The organism is Streptomyces sp. NBC_00236 (genome assembly GCF_036195045.1).
GTDB lineage: Bacteria > Actinomycetota > Actinomycetes > Streptomycetales > Streptomycetaceae > Streptomyces.
Genome location: NZ_CP108100.1, coordinates 7,635,329 through 7,648,191 on the forward strand (window position 1 = coordinate 7,635,329; position 12,863 = coordinate 7,648,191).

Genomic DNA, 12,863 nt, shown 5'->3' on the forward strand with positions numbered 1-12,863 from the left:
TCGTGTGCGTCAGCCGGACACCGGGGCCGGTGCCGGGGCGTAGCCGGTGGCCCGTGTGGTGAACGTGCCCCGGCCCTGCGTCCGGCTGCGCAGCCGCGTCGCGTAGCCGAACAGCTCGGCCAGGGGCACGGTCGCCGTGATCACCGCCGCACCTGCGCGTGCCGTGGAGCCGGACACCCGGCCGCGCCGCGCGGCCAGATCGCCGAGCACCCCGCCGACGGCCTCGTCGGGCACCGTCGCCGTGAGTTCGACCACCGGCTCCAGCAGCACCATCGCACTGGAGCGCAGCGCCTCGCGCAGCGCGAACCGTCCGGCGGTACGGAAGGCCATCTCCGAGGAGTCCTTCGGATGGGTGGCGCCATCGGTCAGCGTCACACGCACCCCGGTCACCGGATGCCCGCCGACGGGCCCCTCCAGCAGGGCGTCCCGGCAGCCGGCCTCGACCGCCCGCACGTACTCCTGCGGAACCCGTCCCCCGACGACAGCCGAACGGAACGCGAACTCCACCGCGCCGGCGGCGCCGCCGGTCTCGTCCTCCCACGGCTCGACGTCGATGACCACATGGGCGAACTGTCCGGCTCCGCCGTCCTGTTTGACGTGCCGGTAGACCAGACCGGAGACGCCACGGGTGACCGTCTCCCGGTAGGCGACCTGCGGCCGGCCGACCCGGACCTCCAGGCCGTGGGCGCGGCGGATCTTCTCCGCCGCCACCTCCAGATGCAGTTCGCCCATGCCCGAGAGCACCGTTTGACCCGTCTCGGAGTCCGTCCGTACGGCAAGCGACGGATCCTCCTCCACCAGCCGGACGAGCGCCGCCATCAGCCGTTCCGTGTCGGTGCTCCGACTCGCCTCCACGGCCACCGACACGACCGGATCGGCCACCGTCGGCGGTTCCAGGACGAGCGGGGCGTCCGGTGCGCACAGGGTGGCACCGGCCCGGGCCGCCTTGGGGCCGATGACCGCGACGATGTCCCCGGCCACTGCCGTGTCGACGTCGACGTGCCGGTCCGCCCGGACCCGCAGGATCCGGCCGATGCGTTCGTTGCGCCGCGCCCCGACGTCCAGCACCGTCTCCCCCTTCCTGATCGTTCCCGAGTACACCCGCAGATAGGTCAGCCGGCCCGTCGCGGTCGCGTTGACCTTGAAGGCGAGCGCGGCGAACGGTGCCGCCGGATCGGCGGCCCGCTCCTGCACCGCCTCGCCGAGCGTGCCCCGTACCGGCGGCACGTCCAGCGGGGAGGGGAGATACGCCACGACGGCCTCCAACAGCGGTTCGACACCGCGGTTGCGGTAGGCCGAACCGCACAGCACCACGACACCCTCACCGGTACGGGTCAGCTCACGCAGCGCGCCGGCCAGTGTCCGCCCGGAGAGCTCCGACCGGGCGCAGAACTCCTCCAGTGCGCCCGGGTGGAGCTCCGCCACCGTCTCCTCAAGGAGCCGCCGGCGACGCTGCGCATCGTCCCGCAGCTCATCGGGTACGTCCCCTTCCTCGTACGTGCCACTGCCGTCCGCCCAGGTGAGCGCCCGCATGCGGAGCAGATCCACCACTCCCGTGAACCCGTCCTCGTGCCCGATCGGCAGCTGCACCACGAGCGGAATCACGTGCAGCCGCTCCCGGATCGACGCGACCGCCGTGTCGAGGTCCGCACCGGCCCGGTCGAGCTTGTTGACGAACGCGATGCGCGGCACGGCGTATCGGTCGGCCTGGCGCCACACGGACTCGCTCTGCGGTTCCACTCCCGCGACCGCGTCGAACACGGCGATCGCACCGTCCAGTACCCGGAGCGAACGCTCGACCTCGTCGGCGAAGTCGACGTGCCCCGGAGTGTCGATCAGATTGATCCGGTGCCCCGCCCAGGTGCAGCTCACGGCGGCGGCGAAGATGGTGATGCCGCGGTCGCGTTCCTGGGAGTCGAAGTCGGTGATGGTCGTGCCGTCGTGAACCTCGCCGCGCTTGTGGGTGGTTCCCGTCGCATAGAGGATCCGCTCGGTGACGGTGGTCTTGCCGGCGTCGACGTGGGCGAGGATGCCCAGATTGCGAACGTCGGCGAGTGCGCTGGTGTGTTGACGGTGCAGTTCGGTACGCACGGTCCGTGGCCTTTCGGGTGATCCGGAAGAAGACGGCGCGATGCCCGGACGAAGCGGCCCGCACAGGGCCGCGGAACCCTTCCCGCCCACGGCGCGACGCGCAGGGACGGTCCGTCAAGAAGCGGACAGGGCTCAGGAGTTCGTCAGGGAGTCCGGGGCCGGCCGCGCAGCCGGCGCCGGGCGGAGGTAGACACCAGGATCACCTCGTACCGCGACAGGGGAACGACGACAGCGGTGCGGTAGCGCACGGCAGGTCTCCCCTCGACGGTCACGGCGCGTGCCGCGGCGGAGTGCCGGGGCGCGATTGCGGTGCGAGTCTAGGGAACGGGGCGCGGGTGGGGGAACCGGTTTTCGGGCCGGTGCGACGCCGTGGCGGATCGGGGACGGACCCGTGACGCATCGCGTGCAACCATCCGGCATCGTCGGCCGTCACCCCTGACACACCGCGTGCGGGAGGAGGGGAGTGCCGTGAGAGCTGTCCGGATGCTTCTGCCGGTGCTTCGGCCGGTGGCCGGACGGGACGGACACCGGCGAGGTGGGATGCTGCTCGCGGCCGCGCTGCTCCGGTGCTCCTCGCCGCATGGCGCGCCGCGCCGGCCGCAGCCGCTGGAGCGACGGCTGGCCTGGGGCGCAGAGGCCGTTGCCCTGTCCCGGACCGCCGTGTTCCATGCGCGGTCCGGTGCTCCTGGCCTGCTCGCCCGTTCGCTTGCCCTGAAAGCCCAACTGCTGCTCGAGGCAGGCAGGTACGAGGAGGCGCTCGCCGCGGCCGAGGATTCTCTGACGGTCCCGGACGCCCGCGTTCACTCGCAGCGGACCGCGTTCGGCCACCTCATGAAGACCCACGCACTGGCCCGGCTGGACCGGGCCGACGAGGCGCTCGTGGCCGCCCGCCACAGCGTGGCCGCCTACCGGCTCGCCGGGCCCCGGCGAGCCGGCCTGTCCCTGGGCACCACAGCCGCCGCTCTGCGTGCGCAGGCATGGGTCCTGGGCCGGGCCGGCCGCACAGCAGAGTCCGTCACGGTCTACTTCGAGTGTGCCGAACTGCTGCGGGCGCTGTCCGTGTGGCGGCAGGCACGGCTGGTCGTGCTCCAGACCAGGGTGCTGGCCGAACTGATCGGCGGACTGCGCGAGCTCGGCCGTTTCGGGGACGCGGTGGCAGTGGGCGACGACTTCAGGGAGCGCGTCCCTCCCTTCGTTCCGTGGCTCTACCCGGAAGCCCGGCTGCTGCGTGCCGCGTTGCTCATCGACCTGGCATGGTGCCTCGGTGCGGGCGGCGACCTTCCGGGCGGGCGTGCCACTGCCGAAGAGGCCGTGGCATGTGGCCGGGCACTGTGCGTCAGCGACCCGGCAGTGGGCGAGTCGGTCCTCGTGCTCGCCTTGGACTGTCTCGCCCACCACCTCGACCGACTGGACGACCACGTCGAGGAGAGGTCGGTGAGTGAGGAACTGGTGCGAATACATGAGAAGTTGGCCGTGACGGACCCGGCCGCGCACGGGCCCGGGCTCGCCGCCGCCCTCGACTCGCTCGCACGGTGCCGCGCACGCGACGGCGAGGGCTCCGAGTCCGTTGCCGCCACCGAACGAGGTGTGGAGCTCTGTCGTCGTGCCGTCGGGCGCGATCCCCTCCGGTACGAGGGAGAGCTGGCCCGGATGCTGTCCAACCTCAGTGTCCGGCGACGTATGACGGACGATGTCACCGGCGCGACGGCCGCTGGGGAGGAGGGGCTGGCGATCACCCGTCGCCTTGCCGAGTCCGGCGGGGAAGGGGTCCGCCCGCTGCTCGCCGACCGGCTGCGGATCCTCGGCCGGGCCCGCTACCGGGCGGAGGACGACGAAGGGGCCGCGGCCTGCTTCGAGGAGGCCGAGACGGTGCTGCGGGAACTCATGGGGGCCGGAGACCCGAGAGCGCACGAGGCCGGGCTCGCCGCCGCACAGTCCGCGCTCTGCGAGGCACTGGGCGCGGCGGCCGCCGGCCACCTCGACGCCGGCCGTACCGACGAGGCGGTGGCTGCCCTGCGCCGGCTCAAGGAACTCACCGGGCGCACCGCGCTGACCGACGTGCACGCGGGATGTGTCAGCGCCTTCGCGCGGTCGCGCGACCGGGATGCCGAAGGGGCGGCGGCGGCCTGGCGGCGGATGACGGGGGAGCCGTGGCCGTCCTTCGTCTACCGGCCGGGCTGAGCGAGACCGCGGACCGCGCCCGCTGTCCGGTGCACGCCGCTCCGGGCCCGGGGCGGCAACGTCCTGCACCGGCGCAGCGCGCTCCTGCCGCAGCCGCGCCACTCGGCGGGCGAGACGCCCGGGCCGTGACCGGTGCGGGTGAGCAGCGCGTTCACGGGGCCCATCGGGTCCAGCGCCATGGTGCGGGCCAGCAGGACGCCGATCACCAGAGGGGCGAAGGTGACGGCCAGTGTGGTGCCGGTGCTGGTCACCTGCTGGATGCGGGGGCGCGGTGCGTCGGGAGCCATGACCCCATTCCAGCAACGGCCGAGCGGTGCGGGATCGGGTGACGTACTCAGAGCGCACGGCCCGGGTACTCACCCGGGCCGTGCGGGCAGCCCGCGCGGCGCGCTCTACGCGTTGGTGCCCGGGCCGGAACCCGTGCCCGAGGCGGCCTTGATGCCCTTGGTGATGGTGTCCAGCACGGAGAGGCCGGGGGCCTTGGGATTGATGTCGAAGCCGGAGCGGACGACGATCAGCAGGTCCGGGGAATGGGGAGAGGGGAACGCGAGGGATTCGACGTAGCCGTCGTCGCCGGTCTTCGTGACGACCTTCCAGCGCACCCGGTAGCCCTGCTGACCGGCCACCGTGACCGCCTCGGACTTCAGCTGCTCGTGCGAAGTGATGCCGCCGTAGATCTTCTCGCCGTACGATTCCTCGGCGTTGGCCGCGATGTCCTTCTCGGCCGTGGCCTTCGCGGTCTTCGTGGTCAGCTTCAGTGCGCCGGCCGGTACGGAGAACACTCCGCCGCGCACGCACTTCTCCCCGGTGGCGCCGGGGCAGGCGTACGTACCGGTGGTCACGCCGGCCCCCATGCCCGACTCGCCCGTCCAGCCGTCGGGGACCGGGATGCTGATCCCGCTGGCCATGTCCGTCGCGTAGCCGTCCTCGGTCTGAGGCTGCTGCTGCTCGGGGGACGGTTCACCGCCGCCGTTGCCTCCGCTGCCGCCCGGTGCGCCGGGTTGACGGCTGGGGGCCGGGGACGGCGAGGCGGACGGTGCCGTCGCGGAGTTGCCGGTCGAACCGGAGTCGTCGTTCAGCAGGTACACGCCGCCGCCGATGGCGGCGAGGACCACCACGGCGGCCGTGACACCGGCGCCGATGCGTATGCGCCGGCTGCGGAGGGCTGCGGGCGGGACCCGGAGCTGATCGGTCCACTGAGTGCCGTCCCACCAGCGTTCCTGGATGGGGCCAAATCCTGTGTACCCGGGGTCTGGATGCCAGCCGGGCGGGCTCGTCTGCGTCACGGCAGCCACCGTAGTCGGACTGCGTGAGAATCCTATGAACCGGATGGAGTCACGCCGTCCGACATAGGGGGCATGGGCGGGCTTGGGGCGCTTCCTGTGATCGATATCTTCAGCATTTTGCTCGTTCATATTGCTATCAATGCCTGGTCATGAGCATGCTTGTACATAGTCACCACGCGTGTGCGCACATTGCTCAGCGTGGCCGGCGACCCCCGAAGCGCCGATCCACCGATCCGCCCGCCCCGCGTGCTGCCCAGGAAGATGTCGCGATGTCCCGCCCCGAGTTGTGCCGACCGTCCCTGCCGGGGACCCGGTGAACAACCCGACGGGACTCCTCTCCCGGCCGCGAGGCGCCGCTCTTCGCTCCAGCGAACTCCCGTACCCGTACGCCGTTTCGGCGTTCCGCCGGGTGGGTGGTCGGTGCTGCCGCCGATGCGCGGCCGAACACGTCCTCGTGGACGCCCTGTTACCCCCTCCCTCTGCTCCCGTTCGAGGAACCGATGACCCCATATCTGCCGGACGTGGCCGCTTGGCTGCTGTTCGCGGCCCTCGTAGCCGTCGGAGCCCTGGCGCTCCGTTACCGCGCTGCCGCCGCCCGTCGCGCCGAACGTGTCGCCTCCCTCGAACAGGCCCTGCGCGCACAGGACGAGGAGGCCCGGCACCTGCTTGAGCGGCGGCTACCGGCCCTCCAGGACGTGCTCTCCCAGGGCAGGCCCGGCGACATCCCCGGGCCGCTGCACCCGGACCTGACCGGGACACCTTTCGTGCAGGCCCAGGACGGCGTGCTCGACCTCTTCCGGCAGGTCGCCGAGGACGCCGAACAGGCCTCCCAGGGACTGTTGTTGGCCGTGGCCCGCAAGCTCCAGGGGCTGGCGAACAACCAGCAGATGAAGATCACCGAGATGAACCAGCGCCATGACGCGCCGGAGTTCCTCCAGGATCTGATGGACATCGACCACACCAACGCCCAGATCCTGCGCCGGGCCGTCGGCATGGCCGTCATCTGCAAGGCGTGGCCCGGACGCCAGCACAACGACACCCCGCTGTACGACGTCGTACGCGGCGCCGTCGGCCGGATCCTCGACTACAAACGGGTGCAGATCGTCCGCATCGAGGACTCCCGGGCCGTGTCGGGCCGTGCGGTGGAAGCCCTCGTGGTGACCCTCGCCGAACTCCTGGAGAACGCCACTCGTTCGTCCAGCCCGAGCACCCCCGTCCAGGTGCACGTCCAGCTCACGCACGGCGGCGTGGCCGTGGTGATCGAGGACGCCGGTGTGGGGCTGAACGCCGCCGAGCGCGAGAAGGCGTCCCGGCTGCTGCACGACGAGGCGCTCGGCGTCGCCGGCCTCGGCAGCCCGCCGAGGTTCGGACTCGCCGCCTGCGGCGCGCTCGCCCGGCGCTACGGCTTCAAGGTCTCGGTGGACTCCGCCTCCGCCTTCGGCGGCATGCGGGCCGTCGTCAACATCCCCACCGCGCTGCTCACCGACGCGACCAGGGCCCCGAGGACGCCCGCCGTGACCATGGTTCCCGCCGCGGTGGCTCCGGTGGACGCACCCGCGGCACAGGCGGTCGCCGCCGAGCCCTCCGGGATCACCGCCGCCCCGGCCGCGCCCGCGGTGGCTCCCGCGCCTGCCGCCCCCGCTGCCGCGGCAGCCGAGGCAGAGCAGGCCAGGCCGACCACCGTCGGCGGACTGCCCAAGCGGGTACGGCAGAGGGCCGCCGCCCCGCCCGCCGCCCCGGCGGCGACGGCCGGCGCCCCGGCGCCCGGCGCCGCACGCCGCACCCCGCGCGAGGCCGCCGCCCCGCTCGACGCCTTCCTGCGCGGCAGCCAGGCCGCCGCGCACCATCGACCGACCACCGAGGGGAACCCCGAGGCATGACCCAGAACCGCGACGCCTGGATGCTCAATCAGGTGATCGACCAGCCCGAGGTCTACGACGCGATCCTGGTCGCGGCGGACGGTCTGGTGATGGCCTTCTCGCCAGGGCTCGACCGCGACCAGGCCGACCGCATCGCGGCTGCCCTGTCCGGGGTGCAGGCCACCAGCAGCGCCACCGCGATGTTCTGCCGGGCCCCCGCCGACTCCTGGCGTCAGAGCCTGGTCGAGTTCGACGGCGGCTTCGTGATCACCATCCACGCCGGCGACTCGACCTATCTGTCCGTGGCCACCTCGGGGGCCGCCGACGTCGGCCAGGTCGCGTTCCGCATGCACGAGGTGGTCGACCAGCTCGGCCGGGAGATGGGCAGCGAGCCCCGCCAGGACGTCGGCAGTCCGAGGTGACCCCGCGGCGCAGGCGCGACCTGGTGCGCTCGTTCGTCCTCACCGGCGGACGGGCGCGGCCCACCCGCAACACCCATGTCCTGGACGTGATCACGATGGTGACCAGCGTCCCGGACCGGTCCGTGGCCGGACTGCTGCCCGAACAGCTGGCCGTGGTCGAACTGTGCCGCGGCGGCTATCTGTCGGTCATCGAGGTCGCGGGCCATCTCGGCCAGCCCCTCACCGTCACCCGCGTCCTGCTCGGCGACCTGCTCGACACCGGCCACATCGTCACCCGGGTCCCCGCGCCCGCCGTGCCCGCCGCGAACTCCGCGGCGGGAGAGCGGGCCGCCACCGCACACATCTTGGAGAAGTTGCTGCATGGCCTCCAGGCTCTTTGACGGTATCTACGTCCGCGACACGGTGCAGCTGACCGCCAAACTCATGGTGGTCGGACCGTTCGGCGTGGGCAAGACCACTCTGATCGGCGCCGTCAGCGAGATCGAGCCGCTGCGGACCGAGGAGGTCATGACCCAGGCCGGCGCGGCGGTCGACGACATCAGCGGCGTACCCGGCAAGACCACCACCACGGTCGCCATGGACTTCGGCCGGGTCACGCTCGCCGACGACCTGGCCCTGTACCTCTTCGGCACCCCCGGCCAGCAGCGGTTCGCCCAGATCTGGCAGGACCTGGCCCGCGGGGCCTACGGAGCCCTCGTCATCGGTGACTCCCGCAGCCTCGACCAGTCCTTCGAGGCGCTCGCCATGGTCGAGAGCTACGGGCTGCCGTACATCGTCGCCCTCAACCGCTTCCCCGACACCCCGCAGTATCCGGAGGCCGAGCTGCGCGAAGCCCTGGACCTCGACCCCGGTACGCCGCTGATCATGTGCGACGCCCGGGACCGCGAGTCCGCGAAGAACGCGCTGATCGAGCTCGTCAGGTATCTGTTCGCCCGCCACCAGGAGATGTCGTGACCTCGCTGCCCACCGATACCGGTACCGGCTCGGCCCCACCGCCGGGCTGCCCCGCCCACCAGCCCACCCGGGAGGCGACGGCATCGGGTCTTCCCGTTCTGTACGGGGCGGAGTTCGCCGCGGACCCGCACGCCACCTACGACCGGCTGCGGGCCGACGGCGTCGCCCACCGGGTCGAGCTGGCCCCCGGCGTCGAGGCCGTGCTCGTCACCGGCTACGACGCGGCCCTCGAGGTGCTGCGCAGCCCGTACTTCAGCAAGGACGCCCGGCGCTGGACCGCGCTGGCCGAGGGCAAGGTCCCGGCCGACAACCAGGTCGTCCCCATGATGGGCTGGCGGCCCAGCCTCTGGTTCGCCGACGGCGAGCGCCACCTGCGGCTGCGGGCCTCGGTCGACGACGCGCTCGGCCGCGTCAACCCGCACCAGCTGCGCACCTACGTGCAGCGCAGCGCCGCCCAGCTCATCGACAGGTTCGCCGGTGACGGCGAGGCCGACCTGGTCGCCCAGTACGCCGACCCGATCCCGGCCCTCGTCTTCGCCCAGCTCTTCGGCTGCCCGGACGGACTCACCGCGCGGATGGCCTCGGCCTGCAGCCGGATGATGGACGCCGAACCGGCCGTCGCCCATGCCGGTGGCGGTGAACTCGCCATGTTTCTGGGTGAGTTGATCGGAGTGAAGCGGCAGAAGCCGGGTGCGGACCTCACCACCTGGCTGCTGAACCACCCGTCCGCGCTGACCGACGAGGAGATGATCCACCAGCTGGTCGTGCTGATCGGTGCCGGGACGGTGCCGCAGACCGCCTGGATCTCCACCGGCACGATGATGCTGCTCGCCGACGAGCGCTTCGCCAGCGACCTGACCGGCGGCAGCCTCACGGTGGCCGACGCACTCAACGAAGTGCTGTGGCTGCACTCGCCGTTGTCGAACTTCTCGTTCGTCTACGCGGTCCACGACCACACCCTGCGCGACCAGCGCACCGGCGCCGAGACCCACATCCCGGCAGGCGTGCCGGTCCTGATCAGCCACGCGGCGGCGAACACCGACCCGACGCTGGACGTGGACTCCGGGCAGCGCGCGGCGAACACCTCGCACCTGGCCTTCGGGGCGGGCCCGCACGCCTGCCCCGCCCGGGACACCGCCGGTGTCATCGCAGAGGTCGCCATCGAGATGCTGCTCGACCGCCTCCCCGACATGGCGCTCGCCGTCAATGCCACGGAACTGGCGTGGCGCCCGGGCCCGTTCCACCGCGCGCTCACCGCCCTCCCGGTGACGTTCGCCCCCGCTCGTACGTCGTCCACCGAACCGTCCGACGCCTCCGTAGGAGAATCATGGAATCCAGCCGATGCCCCGTCCTCGACTCGTCCGGCGCCGATCTCCACGCCGAGGCCGCCCGGCTCCGCGCCGAAGGCTCCGCGACGCTGGTGGAGCTTCCTGGTGAGGTCACGGCCTGGTCGGTGACCCGGCACGACGTCATCAGGGAACTCGCTGCCGACCGTCGCGTCTCCCGCGACCCCCGGCAGCACTGGCCCGCCCTCGAATCCGTTCCGCAGGACTGGTCGCTGAACGTCTGGGTCCGGGTGGTGAGCGCCTTCACCTCCTACGGTGCCGACCACCGCCGGCTGCGCAACCTGATCTCCACGGCGTTCACCCCGCGCCGCACCGAGGCGCTGCGCCCGCTGGTCCAGGCGCTCGTCGACCGGCTGATCGCGGAGCTGAAGGAGGCCGCCCCCGGCGAGAGCGTCGACCTGCGCGCGCGGTTCGCCTACGTCATCCCCACCGAGGTCATCTGCGACCTGTTCGGTGTGCCGGCGGACATGCGGTCCTGGATGAGGCGGGTCATCGACGCGGCGCTGAACACGGGGGCCAGCCCCGAGCAGGCGGCGGCCGACTACGGGGACCTGTTCGGCTGCATGGCGGCCCTGATCGCGGCCAAGCGCGCCGAGCCCGGCGAGGACATGACCAGTGACCTCATCGCGGCCCGTGACGGCGAGGCCAAGCTGGACGAGGAACAGCTCGTCTCCACGCTGATCCTCATGATCGGCGCCGGGTCCGAGACCGCAGTGAACCTCATCTCCCACGCCGCCATCGCCCTGGTCACCCACCCGGAGCAGCTGGCACTCGTGCGGGCCGGCGAGATCGGCTGGGACGCCGTGATCGAGGAGACCCTCCGCCGCGATGCGCCGATCATGCACATGCCCCTGCGCTACGCGGTCGAGGACATCGACCTCGGTGACGTCGTGATCAAGAAGGGTGATGCGATCCTCCTCGCCTTCGGCGCCGCGGGCCGTGACCCCGCCGTCCACGGGGATGGTGCCTGCGAGTTCGACGCCACCCGCGAGTCCATGGACCACCTGGCCTTCGGCCACGGCGTCCACTTCTGCCTGGGCGCGCCGCTGGGCCGGATGGAGGCCGACATCGCGCTCCGGGCACTGTTCGGCGCCTTCCCGGACCTCGCCCTCGCCGTGCCCGAGAGCGAACTCGTCCCGCAGGCCTCCTTCATCGCCCACGGCTACCAGCAGCTGCCGGTGATCCTGCGGCCCGCAGAGGTCGCGGCCGTCTGATTCACGCGCGGCGCAGACCGTACGAGGGAGGGGTGCGGCCGGGCGTCGCCAGGCCGGTCCGGGAGGCGGCACGACGGCGCTCGCTGTGCCCGGGAGCGGTACGCCCGGAGCCCACTGTGCCCCTTCCCGTACGGTTCGCGGGAGCGGGGCACAGCGGAGGCATGGCCCTTCGCCGTGCCCGACCGAAACCCGTGGGAAGGCGAACGATGAGCGAGAGCCCCGCCGTACGGATCGAGCGCGACGGCCCCGTGTTCACGGTGGTCCTGTCCCGGCCCGGGGTCCGCAACGCGGTCGACGGCCCGACCGCACGCCAACTCGCCGAAGCCTTCCGCGCGTTCGACCACGAACCCGACGCGGCGGTAGCGGTGCTGTGGGGTGAGGGCGGGACGTTCTGCTCGGGCGCCGACCTCAAGGGGATCGGCACCGAGCGTGGCAACACCGTTGCCGCCGACGGGGACGGTCCGATGGGTCCCACCCGGATGCGGCTCGGCAAGCCCGTCATCGCCGCGGTCGCCGGGCACGCCGTGGCCGGCGGCCTGGAACTGGCCGCCTGGTGCGACCTGCGCGTCGCCGAAAAGGACGCGGTCTTCGGGGTCTTCTGCCGCCGATGGGGTGTGCCGCTGGTGGACGGCGGCACGGTGAGACTGCCGCGCCTCATCGGCGAGAGCCGGGCCATGGACATGATCCTGACCGGACGGCCCGTACCGGCTGAGGAAGCGTACGCGATGGGGCTCGTCAACCGGCTCGTCCCCACGGGTGAATCACGACGGGCCGCCGAGCAACTCGCCCGGGAGATCGCCGCGTTCCCGCAGCTCTGCCTGCGCCACGACCGGCTCTCCGTGCGAGAGCAGCACGGTCTGGGCGAGTCCGACGCACTTGCCGCGGAGTACCGCCACGGTCTGGTGCCGCTGACGGCGGGGGAGACGCGGGCGGGCGCCGACCGGTTCAGCGGGGGAGCCGGCCGGCACGGTGCCTTCGGCAACTGACACCTCACGACGGCGGGTGAGAGGTTGCTGCCGGTCCCGCGTCCGTACCGCGGGGGCGGGGTCCGTGCGCGGCCGACGGTCTTCCCCTAGGGTCCACGCATGAACGGATGCGCTGAGGAGGAACGGTCCGTGCGAGCCGCCGTCGAGGGTGAAATGAGGCTGCTCGATCCGGGCGTGCGCGCCTCGCCCGACGAGGTCACCGCACTCCTCGACCCCGAGTTCACCGAGTTCGGCGCCTCGGGGCGGCGCTACGACAGGACGTCGGTCCTGGCCGTCACGTCCGCCCTCGACGAGAGCACCCCCGAGCCGAGTGCCGTCACCGGGATGTCCGGTGTGCTGCTGGCGCCGGGCCTGGTCCACCTGACGTACATCTCGGAGAGCAACGGCAGGCGGGTCAGGCGCAGTTCGCTGTGGCGCCGGTCGGATTCCGGCTGGCGGATGTACTTCCATCAGGGCACCCCGGCCGGCCCGCCGCAGCCCGGCGCCGAATATCCGGCAGACACTCCGCAGGCGGCTGATTAGGC

Annotated in this window: 12 protein-coding genes; 9 read left to right on the top strand and 3 right to left on the bottom strand. The window is 72.3% G+C overall.

Annotated elements, in window-relative coordinates:
• Positions 1-9: 9 nt before the first annotated feature.
• Positions 10-2,091 (bottom strand): elongation factor G, encoded by a 2,082-nt coding sequence (fusA, locus tag OG446_RS33990; protein ID WP_328897630.1) that lies wholly within the window; start codon positions 2,089-2,091, stop codon positions 10-12.
• A gap of 540 nt (positions 2,092-2,631) precedes the next feature.
• Between fusA and OG446_RS33995 the strand changes: the two genes are divergently transcribed.
• Complete coding sequence (locus tag OG446_RS33995) at positions 2,632-4,272, top strand: hypothetical protein (protein ID WP_328897631.1); 1,641 nt, start codon at positions 2,632-2,634, stop codon at positions 4,270-4,272.
• Here the strand turns inward: OG446_RS33995 and OG446_RS34000 are convergent.
• Together OG446_RS34000 and OG446_RS34005 are read right to left on the bottom strand one after the other, a co-directional pair.
• Positions 4,257-4,559 (bottom strand): hypothetical protein, encoded by a 303-nt coding sequence (locus OG446_RS34000; RefSeq protein ID WP_328897632.1) that lies wholly within the window; start codon positions 4,557-4,559, stop codon positions 4,257-4,259. The two genes, OG446_RS33995 and OG446_RS34000, sit on opposite strands and share 16 nt — an antisense overlap.
• 105 nt (positions 4,560-4,664) lie before the next feature.
• Positions 4,665-5,558 carry a DUF2510 domain-containing protein gene (locus OG446_RS34005; RefSeq protein ID WP_328897633.1) on the bottom strand — a complete coding sequence of 298 codons (894 nt, stop codon included), beginning with the start codon at positions 5,556-5,558 and terminating at the stop codon, positions 4,665-4,667.
• A gap of 500 nt (positions 5,559-6,058) precedes the next feature.
• Between OG446_RS34005 and OG446_RS34010 the strand changes: the two genes are divergently transcribed.
• From OG446_RS34010 to OG446_RS34045, 8 genes are all read left to right on the top strand, one after another.
• On the top strand, positions 6,059-7,438 hold the full coding sequence (locus OG446_RS34010) for an ATP-binding protein (RefSeq protein ID WP_328897634.1): 1,380 nt from the start codon (positions 6,059-6,061) through the stop codon (positions 7,436-7,438).
• Positions 7,435-7,839, top strand: coding sequence for a roadblock/LC7 domain-containing protein (locus tag OG446_RS34015; protein ID WP_328897635.1), 405 nt, complete (start codon positions 7,435-7,437; stop codon positions 7,837-7,839). Before OG446_RS34010 ends, OG446_RS34015 begins: the two co-directional genes overlap by 4 nt.
• A 23-nt stretch (positions 7,840-7,862) precedes the next feature.
• On the top strand, positions 7,863-8,219 hold the full coding sequence (locus tag OG446_RS34020; protein ID WP_328897636.1) for a DUF742 domain-containing protein: 357 nt from the start codon (positions 7,863-7,865) through the stop codon (positions 8,217-8,219).
• Positions 8,200-8,793 carry a GTP-binding protein gene (locus OG446_RS34025; RefSeq protein ID WP_148017043.1) on the top strand — a complete coding sequence of 198 codons (594 nt, stop codon included), beginning with the start codon at positions 8,200-8,202 and terminating at the stop codon, positions 8,791-8,793. Before OG446_RS34020 ends, OG446_RS34025 begins: the two co-directional genes overlap by 20 nt.
• On the top strand, positions 8,790-10,250 hold the full coding sequence (locus tag OG446_RS34030) for a cytochrome P450 (protein WP_328897637.1): 1,461 nt from the start codon (positions 8,790-8,792) through the stop codon (positions 10,248-10,250). Before OG446_RS34025 ends, OG446_RS34030 begins: the two co-directional genes overlap by 4 nt.
• Positions 10,247-11,353, top strand: a complete 1,107-nt coding sequence (locus OG446_RS34035; RefSeq protein WP_328898503.1) for a cytochrome P450 family protein — start codon at positions 10,247-10,249, stop codon at positions 11,351-11,353. The genes OG446_RS34030 and OG446_RS34035 overlap by 4 nt, the downstream gene beginning before the upstream one ends.
• Before the next feature lie 206 nt (positions 11,354-11,559).
• Complete coding sequence (locus tag OG446_RS34040; protein ID WP_328897638.1) at positions 11,560-12,339, top strand: crotonase/enoyl-CoA hydratase family protein; 780 nt, start codon at positions 11,560-11,562, stop codon at positions 12,337-12,339.
• Positions 12,340-12,438: 99 nt separating this feature from the next.
• Entirely contained in the window at positions 12,439-12,861 is a 423-nt protein-coding gene (locus OG446_RS34045; protein WP_328897639.1) for a nuclear transport factor 2 family protein, read from the top strand.
• Positions 12,862-12,863 lie beyond the last annotated feature (2 nt).

Coding starts and splice junctions, on each gene's coding strand:
- OG446_RS33995 (WP_328897631.1), top strand. CDS start 2,632: ATGCTGCTCGCGGCCGCGCTGCTCCGGTGCTCCTCGCCGCATGGCGCG.
- OG446_RS34000 (WP_328897632.1), bottom strand. CDS start 4,559: ATGGCTCCCGACGCACCGCGCCCCCGCATCCAGCAGGTGACCAGCACC.
- OG446_RS34010 (WP_328897634.1), top strand. CDS start 6,059: ATGACCCCATATCTGCCGGACGTGGCCGCTTGGCTGCTGTTCGCGGCC.
- OG446_RS34015 (WP_328897635.1), top strand. CDS start 7,435: ATGACCCAGAACCGCGACGCCTGGATGCTCAATCAGGTGATCGACCAG.
- OG446_RS34025 (WP_148017043.1), top strand. CDS start 8,200: ATGGCCTCCAGGCTCTTTGACGGTATCTACGTCCGCGACACGGTGCAG.
- OG446_RS34040 (WP_328897638.1), top strand. CDS start 11,560: ATGAGCGAGAGCCCCGCCGTACGGATCGAGCGCGACGGCCCCGTGTTC.
- OG446_RS34045 (WP_328897639.1), top strand. CDS start 12,439: ATGAACGGATGCGCTGAGGAGGAACGGTCCGTGCGAGCCGCCGTCGAG.